General features: G+C 53.0%; 26 protein-coding genes. 16 read left to right on the forward strand and 10 right to left on the reverse strand.

The window, feature by feature from the left end; translation table 11 throughout:
* Positions 1-9 precede the first annotated feature (9 nt).
* Genes flgE through flgB form a run of 4 tightly spaced genes read right to left on the reverse strand, consistent with a single transcriptional unit; the run spans position 10 to position 2,761 of the window.
* Positions 10-1,230 carry a flagellar hook protein FlgE gene (gene flgE / locus RCF31_RS05450; RefSeq protein ID WP_299445751.1) on the reverse strand — a complete coding sequence of 407 codons (1,221 nt, stop codon included), beginning with the start codon at positions 1,228-1,230 and terminating at the stop codon, positions 10-12.
* A 26-nt stretch (positions 1,231-1,256) separates the two neighbouring features.
* Positions 1,257-1,928, reverse strand: a complete 672-nt coding sequence (gene flgD / locus RCF31_RS05455; RefSeq protein WP_416412751.1) for a flagellar hook assembly protein FlgD — start codon at positions 1,926-1,928, stop codon at positions 1,257-1,259.
* Between the two features lie 12 nt (positions 1,929-1,940).
* Positions 1,941-2,345 (reverse strand): flagellar basal body rod protein FlgC, encoded by a 405-nt coding sequence (flgC, locus tag RCF31_RS05460; RefSeq protein WP_208714629.1) that lies wholly within the window; start codon positions 2,343-2,345, stop codon positions 1,941-1,943.
* Positions 2,346-2,347: 2 nt separating this feature from the next.
* A complete protein-coding gene (flgB, locus tag RCF31_RS05465) occupies positions 2,348-2,761 on the reverse strand; it encodes a flagellar basal body rod protein FlgB (protein WP_299445762.1) in 414 nt (137 codons plus the stop codon).
* Between the two features lie 154 nt (positions 2,762-2,915).
* On the opposite strand from flgB, the gene flgA reads away from it, so the two are divergent.
* From flgA to flgN, 3 genes are all read left to right on the forward strand, one after another.
* A complete protein-coding gene (flgA, locus tag RCF31_RS05470; protein WP_299445765.1) occupies positions 2,916-3,575 on the forward strand; it encodes a flagellar basal body P-ring formation chaperone FlgA in 660 nt (219 codons plus the stop codon).
* A gap of 105 nt (positions 3,576-3,680) precedes the next feature.
* Entirely contained in the window at positions 3,681-3,986 is a 306-nt protein-coding gene (flgM, locus tag RCF31_RS05475) for a flagellar biosynthesis anti-sigma factor FlgM (RefSeq protein WP_299445768.1), read from the forward strand.
* A gap of 5 nt (positions 3,987-3,991) precedes the next feature.
* The gene (gene flgN / locus RCF31_RS05480; RefSeq protein WP_416412752.1) at positions 3,992-4,423 is read left to right on the forward strand and encodes a flagellar export chaperone FlgN; all 432 of its coding nucleotides are present in this window, start codon (positions 3,992-3,994) and stop codon (positions 4,421-4,423) included.
* An 84-nt stretch (positions 4,424-4,507) separates the two neighbouring features.
* Here flgN and murJ read toward each other — a convergent pair whose 3' ends face one another.
* The 4 genes from murJ to rimJ form a co-directional block, all read right to left on the reverse strand.
* Positions 4,508-6,046, reverse strand: a complete 1,539-nt coding sequence (gene murJ / locus RCF31_RS05485; RefSeq protein WP_416412754.1) for a murein biosynthesis integral membrane protein MurJ — start codon at positions 6,044-6,046, stop codon at positions 4,508-4,510.
* Positions 6,047-6,167: 121 nt separating this feature from the next.
* Positions 6,168-7,088 carry a Gfo/Idh/MocA family protein gene (locus RCF31_RS05490; RefSeq protein WP_084873864.1) on the reverse strand — a complete coding sequence of 307 codons (921 nt, stop codon included), beginning with the start codon at positions 7,086-7,088 and terminating at the stop codon, positions 6,168-6,170.
* Between the two features lies 1 nt (position 7,089).
* Positions 7,090-7,728 carry a DUF480 domain-containing protein gene (locus tag RCF31_RS05495; RefSeq protein WP_299445779.1) on the reverse strand — a complete coding sequence of 213 codons (639 nt, stop codon included), beginning with the start codon at positions 7,726-7,728 and terminating at the stop codon, positions 7,090-7,092.
* Positions 7,729-7,745: 17 nt separating this feature from the next.
* On the reverse strand, positions 7,746-8,336 hold the full coding sequence (rimJ, locus tag RCF31_RS05500) for a ribosomal protein S5-alanine N-acetyltransferase (protein WP_013508634.1): 591 nt from the start codon (positions 8,334-8,336) through the stop codon (positions 7,746-7,748).
* A 247-nt stretch (positions 8,337-8,583) separates the two neighbouring features.
* On the opposite strand from rimJ, the gene mdtH reads away from it, so the two are divergent.
* The 10 genes from mdtH (at position 8,584) to RCF31_RS05550 (ending at position 16,320) form a co-directional block, all read left to right on the forward strand.
* On the forward strand, positions 8,584-9,786 hold the full coding sequence (gene mdtH / locus RCF31_RS05505; RefSeq protein ID WP_416412758.1) for a multidrug efflux MFS transporter MdtH: 1,203 nt from the start codon (positions 8,584-8,586) through the stop codon (positions 9,784-9,786).
* A 91-nt stretch (positions 9,787-9,877) separates the two neighbouring features.
* Complete coding sequence (gene grxB / locus RCF31_RS05510) at positions 9,878-10,525, forward strand: glutaredoxin 2 (protein WP_416412760.1); 648 nt, start codon at positions 9,878-9,880, stop codon at positions 10,523-10,525.
* A 111-nt stretch (positions 10,526-10,636) separates the two neighbouring features.
* Positions 10,637-11,200: a lipoprotein gene (locus RCF31_RS05515; RefSeq protein WP_299445793.1), complete on the forward strand. Its 564-nt coding sequence runs from the start codon at positions 10,637-10,639 to the stop codon at positions 11,198-11,200.
* Positions 11,201-11,336: 136 nt separating this feature from the next.
* Positions 11,337-12,383: a dihydroorotase gene (pyrC, locus tag RCF31_RS05520; RefSeq protein WP_416412761.1), complete on the forward strand. Its 1,047-nt coding sequence runs from the start codon at positions 11,337-11,339 to the stop codon at positions 12,381-12,383.
* A 68-nt stretch (positions 12,384-12,451) separates the two neighbouring features.
* Complete coding sequence (dinI, locus tag RCF31_RS05525; protein WP_084873857.1) at positions 12,452-12,697, forward strand: DNA damage-inducible protein I; 246 nt, start codon at positions 12,452-12,454, stop codon at positions 12,695-12,697.
* 145 nt (positions 12,698-12,842) lie between these two features.
* Entirely contained in the window at positions 12,843-13,112 is a 270-nt protein-coding gene (locus RCF31_RS05530) for a hypothetical protein (RefSeq protein WP_416412762.1), read from the forward strand.
* Positions 13,113-13,399: 287 nt separating this feature from the next.
* Positions 13,400-13,654: a biofilm formation regulator BssS gene (bssS, locus tag RCF31_RS05535; protein WP_084873855.1), complete on the forward strand. Its 255-nt coding sequence runs from the start codon at positions 13,400-13,402 to the stop codon at positions 13,652-13,654.
* Positions 13,655-13,759: 105 nt separating this feature from the next.
* Positions 13,760-14,875, forward strand: a complete 1,116-nt coding sequence (solA, locus tag RCF31_RS05540) for an N-methyl-L-tryptophan oxidase (RefSeq protein ID WP_299445805.1) — start codon at positions 13,760-13,762, stop codon at positions 14,873-14,875.
* A 295-nt stretch (positions 14,876-15,170) separates the two neighbouring features.
* Entirely contained in the window at positions 15,171-15,743 is a 573-nt protein-coding gene (locus RCF31_RS05545; RefSeq protein ID WP_416412763.1) for a cytochrome b, read from the forward strand.
* Position 15,744: 1 nt separating this feature from the next.
* Positions 15,745-16,320, forward strand: coding sequence for a YceI family protein (locus RCF31_RS05550; protein WP_416412765.1), 576 nt, complete (start codon positions 15,745-15,747; stop codon positions 16,318-16,320).
* Positions 16,321-16,359: 39 nt separating this feature from the next.
* Here RCF31_RS05550 and RCF31_RS05555 read toward each other — a convergent pair whose 3' ends face one another.
* A complete protein-coding gene (locus RCF31_RS05555; protein WP_299445813.1) occupies positions 16,360-17,415 on the reverse strand; it encodes a rhodanese-related sulfurtransferase in 1,056 nt (351 codons plus the stop codon).
* Between the two features lie 267 nt (positions 17,416-17,682).
* On the opposite strand from RCF31_RS05555, the gene RCF31_RS05560 reads away from it, so the two are divergent.
* The 3 genes from RCF31_RS05560 (at position 17,683) to RCF31_RS05570 (ending at position 19,943) form a co-directional block, all read left to right on the forward strand.
* The gene (locus RCF31_RS05560) at positions 17,683-18,606 is read left to right on the forward strand and encodes a Kdo(2)-lipid IV(A) acyltransferase (protein ID WP_299445816.1); all 924 of its coding nucleotides are present in this window, start codon (positions 17,683-17,685) and stop codon (positions 18,604-18,606) included.
* A 558-nt stretch (positions 18,607-19,164) separates the two neighbouring features.
* Positions 19,165-19,431: a hypothetical protein gene (locus tag RCF31_RS05565; RefSeq protein ID WP_021186040.1), complete on the forward strand. Its 267-nt coding sequence runs from the start codon at positions 19,165-19,167 to the stop codon at positions 19,429-19,431.
* A 113-nt stretch (positions 19,432-19,544) separates the two neighbouring features.
* Positions 19,545-19,943: a MysB family protein gene (locus RCF31_RS05570; RefSeq protein ID WP_084873849.1), complete on the forward strand. Its 399-nt coding sequence runs from the start codon at positions 19,545-19,547 to the stop codon at positions 19,941-19,943.
* A 3-nt stretch (positions 19,944-19,946) separates the two neighbouring features.
* Here the strand turns inward: RCF31_RS05570 and RCF31_RS05575 are convergent, their stop codons facing one another.
* Entirely contained in the window at positions 19,947-20,186 is a 240-nt protein-coding gene (locus RCF31_RS05575) for a YceK/YidQ family lipoprotein (protein WP_013508619.1), read from the reverse strand.
* Positions 20,187-20,271 lie beyond the last annotated feature (85 nt).

Genomic DNA, 20,271 nt, shown 5'->3' on the forward strand with positions numbered 1-20,271 from the left:
GTTAGTGAATTAACGTAAGTTGACCAGGGTGTTGAGGATCTGGTCCTGGGTTTTGATGGTCTGCGCGTTCGCCTGATAGTTACGCTGCGCGACGATCATATTTACCAGTTCATTACTCAGATCCACGTTAGAGGCTTCCAGCGCGCCTGCGGTCAGCGAACCAAAGGTGCCGGTGCCTGCGGTGCCGATGGCGGCCTGGCCCGAAGAACTGGTGGCGCTCCAGACGTTGTCACCTTCTGACTGCAAACCTTCCGGGTTAGAGAAGCTCGCCAGTACGATCTGACCCAGCAGCTGAGTTTGCTGGTTCGAGTAAGTACCGGTGATGGTGCCGTCGTCGTTAATGGTGTAGGTGGTCAGGTCGCCCGGCGCATAACCATCCTGAGTCGGGTTGCCGAAGGTGGTGGTGCCGGTGTTCTGCTGCAGGCTGCCCTGCATGCTCAGGGTGATGCTCTGAGCGGCCGCAGCACCATTGGAGCCATTAATGGTCAGCCCGACGGTAGTGGCACCGGCGACACCGCCCACGCTGGTGAGATTGCCGCTGGTATCAAACGTCAGGTCAAAATCACCCGCTGAAGTGCCGGTGGTCGAGTCAACAGCGTGTACGGTCCAGGCGTTATCACCGGTTTTGACGTAGTACATATCGAGGGTGTGATCGTTACCCTGCGAGTCGTATACCGTCATGGTGCTTTTGGCGTTGTAGCTATCGACATTAGACGCATCAAAGGTGGTGACGGTCGGCGTGGTGCTGGTGGAGTTAAGGTTCGCCACCTGCGTTGCGGTGGTGGTCGCACGCGCTGACATCTGCGTGGTAGGAATGCTCAGCGCTACCGGGTTAGCACCGGTCTGAATGGTGGCCGGTGAGCCGCTCGCCGGATAGCCGGTGACGAACAGGCCCTGGGTATTCACCAGGTTGCGGTTTTCGTCCAGCGTGAACTGGCCGTTACGTGAGTAATACACCGCGCCACTGCTGTCGGTCATACGGAAGAAGCCGTTGCCGCTCAGCGCCACATCCAGACCACGGCTGGTGGTGGTGGTGGTGCCGTCGTTAAAGTTCTGAATCACCGCCGCAACTTTGGTACCCAGGCCCACGTTAGAACCGGCAAACATGTCGGCAAACGCGATGGTGCTGGATTTAAAGCCCGCTGTGGCGGAGTTGGCGATGTTGTTACCAATCACGTCAAGGTTACTGGAAGCAGCACCCAGGCCGCTCACCGCTTGGGAAAAAGACATATTAATTGCTCCTGGTTACAGGTTTATCAGAGGATCTGACGAACATCATCAAGGGTCGCGGTCCCCATGGTGCCGAGGTCCAGTGTTGCGGTGTCATCCGTTGTGCTGACGCCACTGACGTAGGCGTAATTCAGCGGCTGAGCCACCAGTTGGGTGCTGCCATTGCTGGCGGCAATGGAAACGGTATATTTGCCGTCCGGTGCCGTAGAGCCATCGGTCAAGGTGCCATCCCATGAGAAGGTGTGAACGCCGGAAGACAGCGCACCCAGATCAATGGTACGTACCGTGGCACCACTTGAATCTTTAATGGTGGCGGTGGTAGCGGTTGAGGCCGTGGTCAGTGACACACCAAACGGCGTGGTTGTCCCGCTGCCCACCAGGATCTGGCTGCCATCCACCATCACACCATGACCAATCAGCGTGGAGCTTTGCAGGTTCTGACTGGTGCTGATCTGCCCGGAGATGGAACCCAGCGTGGTATTGAGTTTTTCAATGCCGCTCAGGGTGTTGATCTGTGCCAGCTGCGTGGTGAGCTGGCTGTTATCCATCGGGTTGGTGGGGTCCTGGTTCTGTAACTGCGTCACCAGCATGGTCAGGAACTGGTTCTGTAAATCTTCCGCACTGTTACCGGTGCTGCTACTGGAGGAGCTGAGGACTGTGGGGTCCAGATTTTCGTTAACGCCTACCGCGATACCCATTGTGTTTCTCCGTTACTGACCCATAGTCAGCGTTTTCATCATCATTGATTTCACGGTGTTCAGAACCTCAACGTTGGCCTGATAGCTACGTGAAGCCGACATGGTGTTCACGGTCTCGGCCACCACGTCCACATTGGGCATCTTGACGTAACCTTTCTGGTCGGCCATCGGATTGCCCGGGTCGTACACCAATTTCGCCGGGGAAGGATCGTCCACCACGCCGGCCACTTTCACGCCACCGGTCGCCATACCCTGTGCCGCATCGGTCTGGAATATCACCTGTTTCGCCACGTAAGGCTGACCATCCGGCCCGGTGACGCTGTCGGCGTTGGCCAGGTTACTGGCACTGACGTTCAGGCGCTGCGATTGCGCCGTCATAGCCGACCCGGCGATATCAAAGATATTTAGCAATGCCATGTTTATTGCCCCTGCAGAACGCTCATCATGCCTTTGATCTGGCTACTGATGAGGGTGAGATCGGTTTGATATTTCAGGCTGTTATCGGCGAACTGCGTACGCTCCCGGTCCATATCCACGGTGTTGCCATCCGCGGCAGGCTGATCGGGAATGCGGTACAGCAGGTCCATCGACGGCTGCGCGTTACTCTGGGCTTCAATGTGACGTGCTGATGTCACATTCAGCGCCAGGCTGCTGCCCTCAGAGCGACCATTTTCCATCACCTTGCTGAGTTGGCTGGCAAAGTCGATATCCCGGGCCTGGTAGCCTGGGGTATCGGCGTTGGCAATGTTGGATGCCAGGATTTCCTGACGCTCCGCCCGCAGGTTGAGGGCTTCTGTACCAAATCGCAGCGCGGCATCGAGTTTGTCGAGCATGCTTCCTCCGCGAATGAGAATTTCGAGCTGACAGCTTAATTGGGTAAAAGCAAGGGCTATCGTCTGAATAGCGCCAAAAACATTGGCTATTTTTGACATTGAATTTTTCGCGCGAGGAGTAGACTCAGGGCCATCTTCAGTCAGGAGGCGTGTGATGCGCAGATTTCCAACCTTACTGTCCTCACTTTTGCTGGTGCTGGCGCTGCCCGGTCATGCCGCGCAACTTGACGCGCAATTGACGCAATTCTTCAAGGCACGCGATCCGCAGCACGCGGCAGGCATCAATGTGGTCATTCGTACGCCAAAAGAACAGTGGCCAGTCTGCGATGCGCCGCAGTTTCTGTTGCCCGGCAATAGCCGTCAGTGGGGTAATATGAGCATCGCCACCAATTGCGGACAGAACCGGCGTTATTTACAGGTTCAGGTGCAGGTGACCGGACAATATCTGGTGGCAAATCATCAGTTGATGCGGGGTACCAGCGTCAGCGCCAGTGATTTCCGTCTGCAATCCGGACGGCTCGATTCCCTGCCGGCACGCACTCTGTTCAGTGCAGCCAGCGTGGCCGATGCTATTGTGATGCGTGACATCACGCCCGGACAGCCGGTCACCGCCACCATGGTGCGCCTGCCGTGGCGGGTGAAAGCCGGGCAAAATGTGCTGGTCGTTGCCAGTGGTAACGGCTTTGATGCCAGCAGCGAAGGTCAGGCACTGAATAATGCAACCACCGCGCAGATGGTGCGGGTGCGCATGGGAAATGGTCAGGTCATCAGCGGGCGGGTTGGCGAGGATGGGAATATTCTTATATCGCTATAAAGCGCTAAAGAACCCTGTTTTTCTGCCGATAGTGAAAGCAACAATGAAATTACCCTATGCTGACTCAGTTGGCTCATCCCCAACTGACTTTACAGGAGCAAGACCATGAGCATCGACAGAACCCAGCCATTACAACCGGTTAGCACTGTTCAGACCCGTGACAGCAATGACAACAGCAGCAAAGTGCGTCAGAGCAGCACGGCAAGCACCGCCAGCACCAGCGAGAGCGGTTCTCAGGTGAAACTGAGTGCAGCCCAGTCACAACTGATGCAGCCAGGCAGCAGTGATATCAATACCGCTCGCGTTGAGCAGCTGAAAACCGCCATTCGCAATGGCGAACTGAAAATGGATACCGGCAAGATCGCCGACGCGCTGATCGCCGATAATAAGGCGTATTTAGAGGGTAATTAATCCCGATGAACAATCTGTTGACCACCTTAGATAAGATGCAGGAAGTGCTCTCCTCACTGAGCGAAGTGATCAATGAGGAGCAGCAACAGTTGGGTGCTGGTCTGATTAACGGCAACCTGTTGCAGCGCATTACCGAAGATAAGAGCGCGCTGCTCTCGACGCTGAACTATCTGGACGAAATGCGCCGGACGACCGAGCAGAGCAGCGGCACCCAGGCACCTTATCGTGGTCATAATGATATGTCTCGCCGCTGGAACAATATCCAGCAGCATACGCAACGCCTGCGTGATGCCAATACGCACAATGGCTTGCTGTTGCAGCAGCAAATTCGCTTTACTGATGAAGCGTTAGCCGTATTGAAACCCCATCAGACTCAGGCATTTTACGGCCCGGACGGATTGGGCAAAGGTCAGGCGACACTCAGCCGCAAAGGGTAATTAATTGATATTGCGCGATAAACCGCGCCGCTACAATGTGTGCAATATTTTGTAGCGGCGCGATTTATCGCGCCGTTTGATACTTTAAGCTTGGGTACGACGCGCAAAATCGCGTGGCCGGAAACCCAGCGCGCCCAGCATCACAAAATAGGCACCACCGCCGACCGCACATACCGCTGCCAGACGCAGCAAACGCCACCACATATGCCCCTCTTCCCAGGCAGGCATCACATACAGCAAGCCCAGCAGTGCCGCAGCCATCGCCAGCACGGCAATTAACAGACGCAGTAAAAAGCTAAACCAGCCCGGCTGTGGGTGGAAAATCTGTTGTTTACGCAGTTGCCAGTACAGCAGCGCCGCATTCAGACAGGCTGCCAGGCCAATCGACAGCGACAGCCCCGCATGCTTCAGCGGACCAATAAACGCGAGGTTCATCAGCTGCGTCATGATCAGCGTGATAATGGCGATCTTCACCGGTGTTTTAATGTCCTGACGGGAATAGAAACCCGGTGCCAGCACTTTGACCACAATCAGGCCCATCAGCCCGACCGAATAGGCCACCAGGGCGCGCTGCGTCATGGCGGCGTCAAAGGCGGTGAATTTACCGTACTGGAATAACGCAATGGTCAGCGGGCCCGAGAGGATACCGAGCGCCACGGCACTGGGCAGCGCCAGCAGACAACAAAGACGCAGGCCCCAATCCATCAGACGGGAATATTCATCATGATTGCCGCTGGAAAAACTTTTCGCCAATGACGGCAGCAGAATGGTACCCAACGCCACCCCTAACACGCCGGAAGGAAACTCCATCAGGCGATCGGCGTAGTACATCCAGGAAACCGAACCGGAAACCAGAAATGAAGCGAAAATGGTGTTGATAATCAATGAAATCTGGCTGACTGAGACGCCCAGAATCGCCGGTCCCATCTGGCGCATCACACGCCAGACGCCCGCATCGCGCAGGTTAACGCGCGGTAGCACCAGCATGCCAATTTTCTTCAGGTGCGGCAGTTGATAGAACAACTGCAACACCCCACCCACCACCACGGCCCACGCCAGCGCCATCACCGGCGGATGGAAGTGCGGCGCGGAAAAGAGCGCAAAACCAATCATGCTGATGTTCAGCAATGTTGGCGCAAAGGCAGGCACGGAGAAACGGTTCCAGGTATTGAGAATCGCCCCGGCCAGCGATGCCAGCGAAATCAGCAGGATATAAGGAAAGGTGACGCGCAGCAGCGAACTGGTTAAGGCAAATTTGTCCGCGGTATCGGCGAAGCCCGGAGCGGTAATCACAATCACCCAGGGCGCGGCAACCATCCCCAGCACCGTGACCAGCGCCAGCACCAGCGTTAATAACCCGGAAACATAAGCCACAAACACGCGTGTGGCTTCATCGCCCTGCTTGCTTTTGTATTCAGCCAGAATAGGCACGAACGCCTGAGAAAATGCCCCCTCGGCGAAAATACGTCGCAGCAGATTCGGCAGTTTGAAGGCAACAAAGAAGGCGTCAGTCGCCATCCCGGCGCCAAACACCCGCGCCACAATGGCATCGCGGGCAAAGCCCAGCACGCGGGAAAACAGGGTCATTGAACTGACCGCTGCCAGCGATTTCAACAAATTCATAATTGGCGGCGCATCCTGAAAAGTGTCGGATAAATGAGCAACTTAGCGCGGACATCCTCAGATGCCCGGCGATAGTCTACTGCCACGACGGGAAATGACCAGCATTGAGTGTTACAAGGAATTATTCCCGCTCAGCATCGCGCCACAATTTCTCCACCAGCCGCTGCGCCACCAGCGCCTGTTCACCGCTGGTTTCAGGCATCGTCTGATTTTGCACGCACTGAATAAAATGGTGGGCAGCGCCGCTAAATCCACGCTGGGTAAGATGGCTTTGCCACGCGGCAGGCGCCTCCAGACGTAAGCCCGTGCGGTTCTCCTGTTGCCAGTCACGCATTTCGGCGATCTGGATATAATCGCCGTCGCAGACAGCCGTCACCACTTCACGCTGGGTGCCCGCGCGACGATGCATGCTGGTGGTGATTTGTAAGCCCCCGGCAGAGAAGTGATGTTCGGCATACAACATTGCGCCCTGCTCATTGGTCTCAATATGACCATGCTGACGTGTCAGCTTGCCACCCGCCAGCCACAGCGCGGTATCAACCACATGCAGATAATCATCCAGCAGGGTAAAACGTAAATCCTGCGGCCCGACGCTGTCAGCGCGGTGTTTCTCAATACGCAGTGACGCTGCACCTGCCATCTGCGCCTGCAACTGCTGATAACGTGGCGCAAAGCGACGATTAAATGCCACCATCAGTTTACGCTTGCGCTTTTCCGCCAGCGCCACCAGCGCTTCCGCCTGTTGCAGGGTTTCTGCCAGCGGCTTATCAACACAGACATCTTTATCCGCCAGCAACAATGCTTTCACCACCTCATAATGCGAAGCGGTGCTGCTATGGACGAACACCGCATCACTGGCTGCGGCCAGCGCATCCAGCGTGGCAAAATAAGGTATGCGGTAGCTGTCGCAGATGGGCTGTGCTTTGGCCTGATTGGGGGAAAAGGCCCCGGCCAGCTGCCAGCTTTCTGCCTGAGATAACACGGGCAGCCAGGCTTTTTGTGCAATGCCGCCCAAACCCACGATCCCGATACGCAACGTCATGTTAATGCTCCTTGTGCAGCAGCTGTTCGAGCTGCGCCTGCAATAGCGCCACGGTCTCTTCCAGTTGCGTAACCCGGGCCTCAAGACCCGGATGGTCTGATTCGCCTGCCGGTTCGGCTGTGTCCACCACGTCCCCGCCGAACAGATGCATATACCGACTTTCGCGCTTACCCGGCTCACGCGCCAGCCGCACCACCATCGGGCCATCTTCCCGGCTGAGCAAATCATTCAGGGTCTGTTCAACTTCATTCATATCACTGAATTCATGCAAGCGGCCACTGCGGGTGCGCAGTTCCCCGGGGGTCTGCGCACCGCGTAAAAACAACAATGTCAGCACCGCCACCTCGGCGCTGCTGAGTTGCAGATTGCCAAAAGCTGAGTTGCAGAATCGTTGTTCATATTTACTGACGCGCTGGCCGAAACCGTTGTTCGAGGTGACCAGATGTTTTTTCACCAGCTCGTCCAGTTGTGACTGAACATCGCTTTCGCTCAGGTTCATCACCGGTTCGCGGTTGGATTTCTGATTGCAGGCAGTCACCACACCATTGAGTGACAGTGGGTATTGATCCGGGGTGGTCACTTGCTTTTCCAGCAGACAACCAATCACGCGCAGCGCCTGCGCTGATAAAGCCATTTTCATCGCATTGTTCCCTTTTATTATCCGCGGCGATCCGGGGTCCACTCGCGCCAGGTCAACGCTGTCAGAACGTGATCCTGCCAGCGGCCATCGATCAACAGGTAATCTTTGGCATACCCCTCTTTTTCAAAACCCAGTCGCGCCAGCAGATCACCGCTGCGCTGATTATGCGGCATATAGTTAGCCATAATCCGGTGCATATGCTGCTGACGTTGCATATAGCGAATCGCGCTCTGCAATGCTTCAAACATTAGCCCCTGCCCCTGCCACTTTTCACCCAGTGAATAGCCAAGATAACAGGCATGGAACGAGCCGCGTAGTACGTTGCTGAAGTTGGCAACACCCCGCACTTCGCGTTCTTCCTGATCCATCAACACAAAATAGAATGCCGAGCCTTGCTTATGCATGTCGGCAATCAGTCCCAGACGCGCCTGCCAGCCAGACGGGTAACAATGGCTTTCATCACGTACCGGTTCCCAGGGCTTGAGAAACACGCGGTTTTCCGCGTAGTAATCCGCCAGCCGCCAGGCATCACGCTCATGAACTAAACGGACCACCAAACGATCGGTAGTGAGACGCACGCGCGGCCCAGCAGAACGATAGCCAAACATCTTGACTCCTGAAATCCATGGCTTAAGAAGGAAGTACGCCAGCGGCGTTATATCTCACTATAACCGCCACCCCGCCTGCGGTAAAACCCCGCATCCTGTTCCCGGGAATTCATCCTTAATCAGGATAAATTTTCTTACGGCTTCGATGAAAAAATATCATCCTGATAATCCTGTTTTTCTGCCGTGCTGCGGCGGAAAATAGACCAACTGGTCTCCTTTTCCCTTTCTTACTTGCTCAGGATTTAGCATGTCTCGGGTTGCGCGGGCACGACGCCTCGGTAAAACATTTTTATTAGTGGATAACATGCTGGTGGTGTTGGGATTTTTTGTGGTATTTCCCCTCATTTCCATTCACTTCGTCGAACAACTCGGCTGGGCTGCGTTGATGGTCGGCATTGCCCTCGGTCTGCGCCAGTTTGTGCAGCAGGGTTTTGGCATCTTTGGTGGCGCCATTGCAGACCGTTTCGGCGCACGCCCCCTGATCGTCACCGGCATGTTAATGCGTGCGGCAGGCTTCGCCTGTATGGCCCTCGCCCACGAGCCCTGGCTACTGTGGCTGGCTTGTTTGCTGTCCGGACTCGGTGGCACGCTGTTCGATCCGCCACGCAGCGCTATGGTGGTGAAACTGGTGCGAGCGCGTGAACGTGGCCGCTTCTTTTCACTGCTGATGATGCAGGACAGCGCGGGCGCGGTGCTGGGCGCGCTGATTGGCAGCTGGTTGCTGGCGTGGGACTTCCGTCTGGTGTGCTGGGTGGGCGCGGCGGTATTCGTCAGCGCGGCGTTATTTAATGCCATCTGGTTACCGGCCTGGCGTATCTCCACCGAGCGCATTGCCATGCGTGAAGGCATGCAGCGGGTCTGGCAGGACAAACGTTTTCGCCTGTATGTCCTGACGCTGACCGGTTATTACATTCTTGCGGTGCAGGTGATGCTGATGCTGCCAGTAATGGTCAACCAGGTCGCAGGCGCTCCGGCAGCAGTGAAATGGATGTACGCCATCGAAGCGTTGCTGTCACTCAGCCTGCTCTATCCGCTGGCGCGCTGGAGCGAAAAACGTTTCCGTCTCGAAACTCGCCTGATGGCCGGATTGTTGCTGATGACCATCAGCCTGTTACCGGTTGGGCTGACCAGCACCTTACCGTCACTGTTCTTTCTGATCGCCATGTTCTATCTCGGCTCAATCATCGCGGAACCGGCGCGTGAGACCCTGAGCGCCTCGCTCGCCAGCGCCCGCGCACGCGGCAGCTATATGGGTTTCAGCCGCCTCGGGCTGGCTTTGGGCGGCCTGATTGGCTATTCCGGCGGTGGCTGGATGTTCGATTTAGGCCAGCAACTGTCACTGCCGGAATTACCCTGGATGCTGCTCAGTACCGTGGGTGGCGTGACGCTGCTGGCCCTGTGGTGGCAATTCCAGCCACGCGCCGTGGCTCCGGCGCTGTACAGCAGCTGATTTGCCCCTGCCGCCTTTCTCTCCCATACTTCCCGCACGCCGATAGAAAAAGGGTGACGTCAGTCACCCTGATAATCACAGGAGAAACGGGATGAAACTCTACATCTACGATCACTGCCCTTTCTGCGTCAAAGCACGCATGATTTTTGGGCTGAAAAATCTGCCAGTCGAACTGGTGGTGATGCTCAATGACGACGAGAACACACCGAAAAAACTGATTGGTCAGAAGATGGCTCCCATCCTGCAAAAAGCCGATGGCAGTGCGATGCCGGAAAGCCTGGATATTGTTCGTCTGGTGGATAAACAGGACGGTGAACCCCTGCTGAATGGCAAAGCCAATCCTGCCATCAGCGAATGGTTGCGTCGCGTCAATGGTTACGTCAACAAGCTGCTGCTACCCCGTATCGCTGACGCGGCTTTCGCTGAGTTCGCGACACCGGCAGCACGCCACTATTTCCGCGAGAAAAAACAAGCCAACATTGGCGACTTCAGCGAGCTGCGTAAACATGCCCCTGGGCTGATAAAAAACATCAGTGACGATTTGCGTCAGCTGGATAAGCTAATCGTTAAACCGAATGCGGTGAACGGCGAACTTTCGGAAGATGATATCCATCTGTTCCCGCTGTTACGTTCCTTAACGCTGGTTGCCGGTATTGAATGGCCCAGCCGCGTGGCCGATTATCGCGACAACATGGCGACGCAAACCCAGGTTAACCTGCTCTCTTCTATCGCCGCCTGACTTCTGACAATGAGAGGCGCGCAGGCGCTTCTCATCTCTCTCCTGGTGACACCTGCCCCTGATTCAGGCACGCTATGCCACGTTTGGCGTATCGTTCAGGATGAGGAAAGTATGAAGAAGGCGTTTTCCGGGCTACTGGCCCTGCTGTTTGCCGTGCTGCTGACCGGCTGTAATCAATTAACGCAGTACACCATCAGCGAGCAGGAAGTGAATCAGGCGCTGCAAAAGCACAATAACTTCGAGAAAGATGTGGGTGTCTCCGGTCTGCTGAATGCACATATTGTGCTGAGCGATTTAAGCAGCCAGATTGGCCGTGAAGAACCGGGCAAAATCACCCTGACAGGCAAAGCCACGATTAATGTCAGTTCTTTATTTGGCCCACAGCAGGCCGAAATGCAGCTCAAAATGAAGGCGCAGCCGGTGTTCAACCCACAACAGGGCGCGATTTACCTGCATGACCTGGAAATTGTTGATGCCCAGGTGCAGCCGGAAAAAATGGCGTCGATCATGAAAACGCTGACGCCCTATCTGAATGAGTCGCTGAAGCGTTACTTCAATGAAAAACCCGCTTATGTGCTGAGCGAAGATCGCAGCAAAGGCGAAGCGCTGGCGAAGAAATTCGCGAAAGGTCTGGAAGTTAAGCCCGGCCAGCTAGTGATCCCTTTTACTGACTAATCCCCACCACCGCGCCTGCCAGGGCGCGGTTTTGCTTCTGGTGCATAAAATCCCGTGCAAACGGTTGCCCAAATCCTTATGCTTACTCCCCGGCCTAAACGTGCCTTTCGTTTTCTACTCAGCCGGAGCCTTTTGAATGACAGCCCAACCCCAGCAAATCACGATTCGCCGCCCTGACGACTGGCATATTCATCTGCGCGATGGCGCGATGCTACAAGCCGTGTTGCCTTATACCAGTGCGGTAAACGGTCGTGCCATTGTCATGCCAAACCTGGTTCCGCCGGTGACCAGCGTCGATGCTGCCGTGGCCTATCGCGATCGTATCCTTGCGGCCTTACCCGCCGGGCATGCCTTTACACCGTTGATGACCTGCTATCTTACCGACTCTCTCGATCCCGATGAGATCGAACAGGGCTTCCGTGCTGGCGTCTTCACCGCCGCAAAACTTTATCCCGCCCACGCAACCACCAACTCCAGCCATGGCGTAACCAATATTGCCTCTATCGCTCGCGTGTTGGAGCGGATGCAGCAGATCGGTATGCCGATGCTGGTACACGGTGAAGTGACGGATGCGCACATCGATATTTTTGACCGTGAAGCGCGTTTTATTGAAACGGTACTGGAACCGCTGCGCCAGCAGTTCCCGGGCCTGAAAGTGGTGATGGAACACATCACCACCAAAGAAGCGGCGGAATATCTGGCGGCGGGCAATGAACTGCTCGGTGCCACCATTACGCCACAGCATCTGATGTTTAACCGCAACCATATGCTGGTCGGCGGCGTACGTCCGCATCTGTATTGCCTGCCAATCCTGAAACGTAATATCCACCAGGAAGCGTTACGTAAACTGGTCGCCAGCGGCAATCGTCGTGTATTCCTCGGCACCGATACCGCCCCACACCTGCGTCATCTGAAAGAGGCCAGCTGTGGTTGTGCCGGTGTGTTTAATGCCCCGACCTCTCTGCCCGCTTACGCCACCGTGTTTGAGGAACTGGATGCGCTGCAACATTTCGAAGCGTTCTGTTCCGAGAATGGCCCGAACTTCTATGGCCTGCCGCTGAATGAAGGGACACTGACGCTGGTGCGTGAACCCTGGACAGTCGAACAAAGTGTGAATGTCGCTGACGATACGCTGGTGCCTTTCCTGGCCGGTGAGACTCTGAACTGGCGCGTAACCGCCTGATGTGATGATGCTTGCCTTCGGAATAAATATACTGTACAAATAGCCAGTATATTATTCCGGAGGTGTTTATGCGTGTTGAAATTACCGTAGCAAAAACTCAACCCCTTCCTGCTGGCGCCCTGGATGCGCTGAGCGCCGAACTGACCCGCCGTATCAGCCGGGATTTTCCCGACGACGAACATCATGTCAAAATCCGTTACGCCAGCGGCAATCAGCTCAGCGTATTTGGCGGCTGCAAAGAAAATCGCGAACGTATCAGTGATATTTTGCAGGAAACCTGGGAAAGCGCTGACGACTGGTTTATTACCGATTAACCGCCACTGCGCAGTTTTGCCGGGTTTCGCCACCCGGCTTTTTTGTTTTTATTTCTCCCTCGCCAGACAAAGTCGCTGCATCTAAAATCATCATTAACACCCCTCTATTCTTGCACGCGCCAGGCTAACAGGAGATGTTTTACCCATGACTCACGATAAACCGGAAGAGGCAATGACATTTGGCGAATTGCTGGCGTTAATTGCTGAACAGCAACGCCGCTTAACTGTGCTGGAAAATGCCTTTGCCAACCTGACGTTCTGTCTTGATGAACGTGCCAGCCAGTTACTGGTACACAATCTTTTACTTGAAGCGCAAAACCAGAACCACGACACGCAGTTACAGCAGCAATTTTCCCATCTGGCCGAAGAAATTAAGAAATGCAGCGGTGAAAAACCGGATGATTTACAGGGTTAAAATCAGTGCTTAATCGGTTCCAGAGTTCTCCTAAAGTCAGGTAACTTTGCTGCCGATAACCTCATTAGTGCGACTTTACATTCGCAGCTTCAAATGCCCGCGCACGCGGGCGATTTATTATTTTTTAAAAGCGTATTTTAAAAGCATTTATTTTTGCGCAGATTTTGAGCACCACACTTTTTAACTATTGTACCGTTCGTTTCATGTTATAATTATCTCGCTAGTGCAAGAACAGCCGCATTGAACCTCAAGAAGCACTTCGTTTAACGAGTAAAAAGGAGGTTATAATGGACAGAAATAAAGACGTCATCCAGACTCATCCATTAGTCGGATGGGACATTAGCACTGTAGACAGTTATGACGCCATGATGATCCGCCTGCACTCGCTATCATCGCAGGATCAGAAAGAAGAAGACGCAGATGTTGGTCCTACCTACTGGCTAACCACCGATGTGGCGAGACAGTTTATCTCCATACTCGAAGCTGGCATTGCAAAGATAGAGTCCACAGAGCAATACCAACGCGATAACCAAAAGCATTAATTTCTTCAATCGCGTGAAAGGGCACCCCAAAGGGTGCCTTTTTCATGGGCGCTATCTTTTGCTATGCTGCTGAAAAAATTCACCGTTTTTCAGGAGTGATGTCGTATGGTTTATGATCTGATTGTGGTTGGCAGTGGTTCCGTTGGCGCGGCTGCCGGGTTCTATGCAACCCAGGCGGGCTTATCGGTATTAATGATCGATAGCGCTCACCCACCGCATACTCAGGGCACCCATCACGGTGAAACACGTTTGATCCGTCACGCCTATGGTGAAGGTGAACGCTATGTCCCGCTGGTGCTACGTGCCCAGGCATTATGGGACGAACTGGAACGCCAGAGTGGTGAACGCATCATGCACCGCAGTGGCATTCTCAATCTTGCTCCGATCTCGTCCACCTTTATTCAGAATGTCATCGACAGCGCACGCGCCTGGAAGCTGGATGTGCAAATCCTGCAGGCAGATGAGGTGCGCAAACGCTGGCCTCAGTTCACTGTGCCAGAGGGTTATATTGGCGTATTTGAACCCCATTCCGGTTTTCTTAAATGTGAACAGGCGGTACGTAGCTGGGTACAGCTGGCAGAACAGGCAGGTTGCGCCCAGCTGTTTAACTGTCCGGTGACACAAATCGGCCGGGATGGCGACCTGCAACAGGTCACCACCAGCGAGGGAGAGTTTCGGGCACGCAAACTGCTGATCAGCGCCGGTACCTGGGTCAGCCATCTGGTGGCGGATTTACCCGTTACGCCCGTGCGCAAAGTGTTTGCCTGGTATCAGGCTGACGGTCGTTACAGTGAGAACAACCAATTTCCTGGCTTTACTGTAGAGATGAATGACGGCAGCCATTTCTACGGTTTCCCGGCAGACAACAACGCACTCAAGGTAGGACGCCATGATGGTGGTCAAATCATGCAGACGCCTGCCGATCGTAAACCTTTTGGTAGCGTCGCCGCCGATGGCAGTGAAGCTTTCAGCTTTTTACGTCATTTCCTGCCGGGGATCGGCGTCTGTTTACATGGCGAAGCCTGTAGCTACGACAATACACCTGACGAAGACTTCATCATTGATACCCTGCCTGATGAACCCAACCGTTTAATCATTACCGGTTTAAGCGGACACGGTTTTAAATTTGCCAGCGTGTTAGGTGAACTGGCCAGTGAATTTGCCCAGGACAAACCCTTTTCCTTTGATATTACCCCCTTCTCTCTGGCGCGTTTTTCCTGACTGACCGAGGCCGCCGCAGCCACAGTGGCGGCCTGACTGACATCCGCAGACATAAGCTGACAAAAGTTTAATCTTCGCACCGAATAAAAGCGCAAAAGGTGTAGTAATTAAAGCTGACTCTTTCACCTGTCCGCTTCACCATGAAGTTATTCAATATTTCTGAGTGGCAGAGATTAATAACGCCATAATTCCCGAACAGTTATTTCTTTGTTTATAGAAAAGTAAGTCTGATTGATCTTCTATTTCAAAATATGGATTCTCATTGCTACTTATTTCTGATTTAGGATTTCAGAAGATGTGGCGTAATTCTCCACAGCGGTTTGGTGTCGTCTCCATCTTATTACACTGGCTAATGGCTCTGGCCATCTATGGCATGTTCGCGCTCGGATTATGGATGGTCGGGCTGGGTTACTACGACGGCTGGTATCATACCGCCCCCGAAATTCATAAAAGCATTGGCATCCTGTTGTTCAGCGCGTTGTTGATCCGTCTGGCCTGGCGCTTTCTGTCACCGCCTCCTGCCCCGCTGGACAGTTACTCCATCCCGGTGCGTCTCTCTGCCATAGCTGCGCATTGGCTGCTATATACCCTGCTACTGGTCATTATGCTAAGCGGTTATCTGATTTCCACTGCGGATGGCAAGCCGATTTCTTTATTTGGCTGGTTTGAAGTGCCCGCATTACTGGCAGGGGCGGCTGAACAGGCTGACATCGCCGGTGATGTCCACCTCTGGCTAGCCTGGGCGGTGGTGACGCTCTCGGTGTTACACGGACTGGCTGCTCTCAAACATCATTTTATCGATCGTGATATCACGCTGAAACGGATGCTGGGTTACCGCATCCCGTTAACCTCTGAAAAGGAAAAGTAACATGCTTAAAAAAACACTGCTGGCGCTCACGGGTGCTGGTTTATTGGCTGCCAGCCTGTCGGCCAATGCCGCCGAGTACAAATTTGATAAGCAGGGTCAGCACGCGTTTGTGCAGTTCCGTATTCAGCATCTCGGCTACAGCTGGTTGTACGGCAGTTTTAAAGATTTCGATGGCAGCTTTACCTTTGATGAAGGTAATCCGGCGGCTGATAAGGTCAATGTCACCATCAATACCAACAGCCTCGATACCAACCATGCCGAACGAGATAAACATCTGCGCAGCGCTGATTTTCTCAATACTGGCAAGTTTCCACAGGCCACCTTTGCTTCCACTGCCGTCAGTAAAGAGGGCAAGGCGTATAAAATTACCGGCGATCTGACACTCAATGGGGTGACGAAACCGATCACCCTGGATGCCCGCTTAATCGGTGAAGGTAAAGATCCCTGGGGCGGTTATCGTGCCGGATTTGAAGCCAGCGGGGAGATTGTGTTGAAAGAATTCAATATCAATAAAGATTTAGGACCCGCTTCGCAAAAGGCAGAATTGATTATTTCTGTTGAGGGTGTACGCCAGTAGCACACGGGCAGCCTGCGCACAGGGCAGGCTGCCACAGGATTATTTCTTCTCTGGCTGCGGAATCGCCATGGTCATATTCAGCAAACCGCGCGATTTGTTGAAGACCTTGTTACCATTTTCGCGACCAGCGCGGCGAGCACGTTGTTCCTCAGGCGACAATTTTGACTCTTCCATACAGACCGGGCTGCAGCAATTGTGGAATTTTTCGGCACAGCTCGGACACTGAATAAACAGCAGATGGCAACCGTCATTGATGCAGTTGGTATGGGTATCGCAAGGCACACCACACTGGTGGCAGTTAGATAACACATCATCAGAGATACGCTCGCCCATACGCTCATCAAAAACAAAGTTTTTGCCTTTGAAACGCACCGGTAAGCCTTGCTCGCGTGCACGGCGGGTGTATTCAATGATGCCGCCTTCAATGTGATAAACATCATCGAAGCCGTTGTGCTTCATCCATGCACTGGCTTTTTCACAGCGAATGCCACCGGTGCAGTACATGACGATCTTTTTGTCTTTCTGATCTTGCAGCATATCAACCGCCATCGGCAGCTGGTCGCGGAAGGTATCCGCAGGCACTTCCAGCGCATTATCAAAATGCCCCACTTCAAATTCATAGTGGTTACGCATATCGACAAATACCGCGTCCGGATCGTCCAGCATGGCGTTAACATCGGCAGCTTTCAGATAGTTACCCACCGCGCTGGCATCAAAGCTGGTATCGTCAATACCATCCGCCACAATGCGATCACGCACTTTCAGGCGCAATACCCAGAAAGATTTACCATCATCATCCAGCGCAATATTCATCCGCAGGTTATTCAGCGCCGGATCGAAACCATACAGAAACGCTTTCATGCTTTCATACTGGCTGGCGGGTACGCTGATTTGCGCGTTAATACCTTCCTGGGCGACGTAAACGCGGCCAAACACCTTGAGTTTGGTTAACCCAATATATAAAGCATCACGGAACGCTTTAGGATCGGCAATCTGGAAGTATTTATAAAAAGAGACCGTAGTGCGCGGTTCGGTTTCAGCCAACATGCGCGCCTTCAGCTCTTTATTGGAAACAAGGTTATGTAACACTGGCATGGTGTTCGTTCCTGTTATCAATCGGGAAAAATGAGCGCGCACATGATACCTGAATTCATCACAATGCAAAGCCTTTGCTGCGAATATCCACTGAGAGTGACCAGAGGCGCAAAACTGCGCAGTAATTATATTTTAATGCGCTTGCCAGATTTCTCTTATCCCCTGGAGGTCTATGCTTGATTTCAGTCAGAGAGAAAAAATGGCACAATAGCGGCAAATAACAGGAACCGGTACCTCTGGTACAAGACGCAGGATACTGACATTTCAATGACTCAACTTCCCCAATTTTCCCGTGAACTCCTTCATCCACGCTACTGGCTCACCTGGCTGGGCATCGGCCTTCTCTATTTACTGGTGCTGCTGCCCTACCCGGTTTTGTACGTTATCGGTTGTGGTTTAGGTCGTATTGCTATGCGTTTTCTGAAACGTCGCGTCAAAATTGCACAGCGAAATCTGGAGCTTTGCTTTCCCGATATGCCGGTAAGTGAACGTGATGCCATGGTGAAACACAATTTCGAATCCGTTGGCATGGGGCTGATTGAGACCGGCATCGCCTGGTTCTGGCCAGACTGGCGCATTCGCAAATGGGTGAGCAGCAGCGGGCTGGAACATATTGACTCCTCGCTGGCTGCCGGACGTGGCATTCTTTTGATCGGTATGCATTTTCTGACCCTGGAACTTGGCGCGCGCGTCTTCGGTATGCATAACCCAGGGATTGGCGTGTACCGACCGAATGACAACAAATTGCTCGACTGGCTGCAAACCTGGGGTCGGATGCGTTCCAATAAAAGCATGCTGGACCGCAAAGACCTGAAAGGCATGATCCGTGCGATGAAAAACAACGACATCATCTGGTATGCACCGGACCACGATTACGGCCCACGCAGTAGTGTTTTCGCCCCCTTTTTCGCCGTTAAGGATGCGGCCACTACCACGGGTACGCATATGTTGATCCGCCTCGGGAATCCCAGCGTAGTGCCATTTTTGGTGCAGCGCCTGCCCAACCGCCGTGGTTACGAGATGAAGATCATGCCGGATATTCGCGACAAATTCTCGCTGGAGAACGAACTCGACACCGCAATTTGTATGAACAAGGTGGTTGAGGAGAGCGTGTTACTGGCCCCGGAACAATACATGTGGCTGCATCGTCGTTTCAAAACGCGCCCGGAAGGTGAACCTTCACGCTATTAATGTGAAGCGGGACACACTGCGTGTCCCGCCTCGCTTATAATCAAATTTGCCTTAATTCATGACATTATCCGCCAATATCTGGCGAAAACTGTACCAATCTTAATTAAAGCCCACGCATATTCTTAGGCCATTTCAATCTGGAGTCATCGCTGGCTAAAATAAGTAAATGATGATATTGGGTGAATCCTGTGGGCTATTAATAAACGCACTTGCTTCCATCTTATTGATTTCGCCTCCAATATCTAAAGAAAATCTTATCGATTACATTATAGATCCACGGATCTGAATTTTTCTGATTCCAGGCATATTCCTATTTAATATTGTTGAATTCTTTGAGTTCGCTAATCAATACAGAAAAATTAACTTAATTTACAAGGTATTATCTTACCACTCATCTTGCTTATTACTTTTATAAAAAATATACGCCATCCTTATATCTTTCTGGAATTTGTCCGCAAAATCGATTCCAGTTAGTTTCATTTATGAGAGTTAGTTCATTAACTACTCAAGAAAAATAAAAAGATTACACACAGCAAATATACTTCAGGAACCCATAATATGAATAAAGGCATCTACTATTATGTGACGGTCAGTACCGATCAGGATAATTATCACCTGTTACACCGCAAAGAGTGTAAACGTCTGCCGGAAAAGGAGGATATGGTTTTTATCGGTACACTCTATAATTTAAATCAGGCTTTATCGATTGCGCGTATTAATTTTAAAAAGGTGAAACCCTGTATTAAGTGCTGTATTCGTTACTCTGCTCCTGTTATTCGTGAATCTGTACGCCCTGTGCTGCATTTTCCACAGAAGATGCACTGACCCGTCCGGGCGGATGTTTCACCTCATCCGCCTGGACGTTATTCCTCCCTTCCCCGTCAGTTTTTCGTCTATCCTTCTCTGAAATCCCTTTTCAACAGGCAAGGAGAATCGCGATGAGCATGTTTACCACCTTAGAAGAAGCCATCGAAGCAGCACGTGAGGAGTTTCTCGCCAGCCAGCCGGGGCTGGATGCGGGAGATGCGCTCGTCAGCCAGTTTGCCCTGCAAAAATATGTGATGCAGGATGGCGACATCATGTGGCAGGCCGAATTTTTTGCCGATGAAGATGAGCAAGGTGAATGCCTGCCAATCCGCAGTGGCGAAGCGGCTCAGGCGATTTTTGATGGCGATTTCGAAGAAATCGAGTTACGCCAGGAGTGGCAGTCAGAAAATACCCTGCACGAATGGGATGAAGGAGAATTTCAGCTCGAGCCGCCGGAGGATACCGAAGAAGGGGAAGCCGCAGCGGCTGAGTGGGATGACGACAACAGTGACTCTGACCGCTGGGCGTAGACCTTACTCGTAGGGACCATGATGGGCATCCACGGGTAAGAGCAGCGTGTCCATCACTAATGACAGTGGCAAGTCGAGGATGGTCAACATGCGCCATGCGCCATCACGCACATCCCACTGTACTCCCGGGTAGTATTGATTACCGTGTCCCTGACCGGGCACGGTACGACTGATGATGCTGCCACACCCACTTAGCAAAATGATGGCGGCACCGACGACAGTTAATTTAAGGAAACGATTCACAACAATTACTCACAATGGACTGGCGTTATTTTAACCGTCAGCGCAGGTGAATAACTACACCTGATAGCGTAAAGATTGCGTTAGT

The organism is Pantoea sp. App145 (genome assembly GCF_047947045.1).
Lineage (GTDB): Bacteria > Pseudomonadota > Gammaproteobacteria > Enterobacterales > Enterobacteriaceae > Pantoea.

Bases quoted from the DNA above. Each gene is read 5' to 3' on its own strand.
- flgE (WP_299445751.1), bottom strand. From the start codon at position 1,230: ATGTCTTTTTCCCAAGCGGTGAGCGGCCTGGGTGCTGCTTCCAGTAAC.
- flgD (WP_416412751.1), bottom strand. From the start codon at position 1,928: ATGGGTATCGCGGTAGGCGTTAACGAAAATCTGGACCCCACAGTCCTC.
- flgC (WP_208714629.1), bottom strand. From the start codon at position 2,345: ATGGCATTGCTAAATATCTTTGATATCGCCGGGTCGGCTATGACGGCG.
- flgB (WP_299445762.1), bottom strand. From the start codon at position 2,761: ATGCTCGACAAACTCGATGCCGCGCTGCGATTTGGTACAGAAGCCCTC.
- flgA (WP_299445765.1), top strand. From the start codon at position 2,916: ATGCGCAGATTTCCAACCTTACTGTCCTCACTTTTGCTGGTGCTGGCG.
- flgM (WP_299445768.1), top strand. From the start codon at position 3,681: ATGAGCATCGACAGAACCCAGCCATTACAACCGGTTAGCACTGTTCAG.
- flgN (WP_416412752.1), top strand. From the start codon at position 3,992: ATGAACAATCTGTTGACCACCTTAGATAAGATGCAGGAAGTGCTCTCC.
- murJ (WP_416412754.1), bottom strand. From the start codon at position 6,046: ATGAATTTGTTGAAATCGCTGGCAGCGGTCAGTTCAATGACCCTGTTT.
- RCF31_RS05490 (WP_084873864.1), bottom strand. From the start codon at position 7,088: ATGACGTTGCGTATCGGGATCGTGGGTTTGGGCGGCATTGCACAAAAA.
- RCF31_RS05495 (WP_299445779.1), bottom strand. From the start codon at position 7,728: ATGAAAATGGCTTTATCAGCGCAGGCGCTGCGCGTGATTGGTTGTCTG.
- rimJ (WP_013508634.1), bottom strand. From the start codon at position 8,336: ATGTTTGGCTATCGTTCTGCTGGGCCGCGCGTGCGTCTCACTACCGAT.
- mdtH (WP_416412758.1), top strand. From the start codon at position 8,584: ATGTCTCGGGTTGCGCGGGCACGACGCCTCGGTAAAACATTTTTATTA.
- grxB (WP_416412760.1), top strand. From the start codon at position 9,878: ATGAAACTCTACATCTACGATCACTGCCCTTTCTGCGTCAAAGCACGC.
- RCF31_RS05515 (WP_299445793.1), top strand. From the start codon at position 10,637: ATGAAGAAGGCGTTTTCCGGGCTACTGGCCCTGCTGTTTGCCGTGCTG.
- pyrC (WP_416412761.1), top strand. From the start codon at position 11,337: ATGACAGCCCAACCCCAGCAAATCACGATTCGCCGCCCTGACGACTGG.
- dinI (WP_084873857.1), top strand. From the start codon at position 12,452: ATGCGTGTTGAAATTACCGTAGCAAAAACTCAACCCCTTCCTGCTGGC.
- RCF31_RS05530 (WP_416412762.1), top strand. From the start codon at position 12,843: ATGACTCACGATAAACCGGAAGAGGCAATGACATTTGGCGAATTGCTG.
- bssS (WP_084873855.1), top strand. From the start codon at position 13,400: ATGGACAGAAATAAAGACGTCATCCAGACTCATCCATTAGTCGGATGG.
- solA (WP_299445805.1), top strand. From the start codon at position 13,760: ATGGTTTATGATCTGATTGTGGTTGGCAGTGGTTCCGTTGGCGCGGCT.
- RCF31_RS05545 (WP_416412763.1), top strand. From the start codon at position 15,171: ATGTGGCGTAATTCTCCACAGCGGTTTGGTGTCGTCTCCATCTTATTA.
- RCF31_RS05550 (WP_416412765.1), top strand. From the start codon at position 15,745: ATGCTTAAAAAAACACTGCTGGCGCTCACGGGTGCTGGTTTATTGGCT.
- RCF31_RS05555 (WP_299445813.1), bottom strand. From the start codon at position 17,415: ATGCCAGTGTTACATAACCTTGTTTCCAATAAAGAGCTGAAGGCGCGC.
- RCF31_RS05560 (WP_299445816.1), top strand. From the start codon at position 17,683: ATGACTCAACTTCCCCAATTTTCCCGTGAACTCCTTCATCCACGCTAC.
- RCF31_RS05565 (WP_021186040.1), top strand. From the start codon at position 19,165: ATGAATAAAGGCATCTACTATTATGTGACGGTCAGTACCGATCAGGAT.
- RCF31_RS05570 (WP_084873849.1), top strand. From the start codon at position 19,545: ATGAGCATGTTTACCACCTTAGAAGAAGCCATCGAAGCAGCACGTGAG.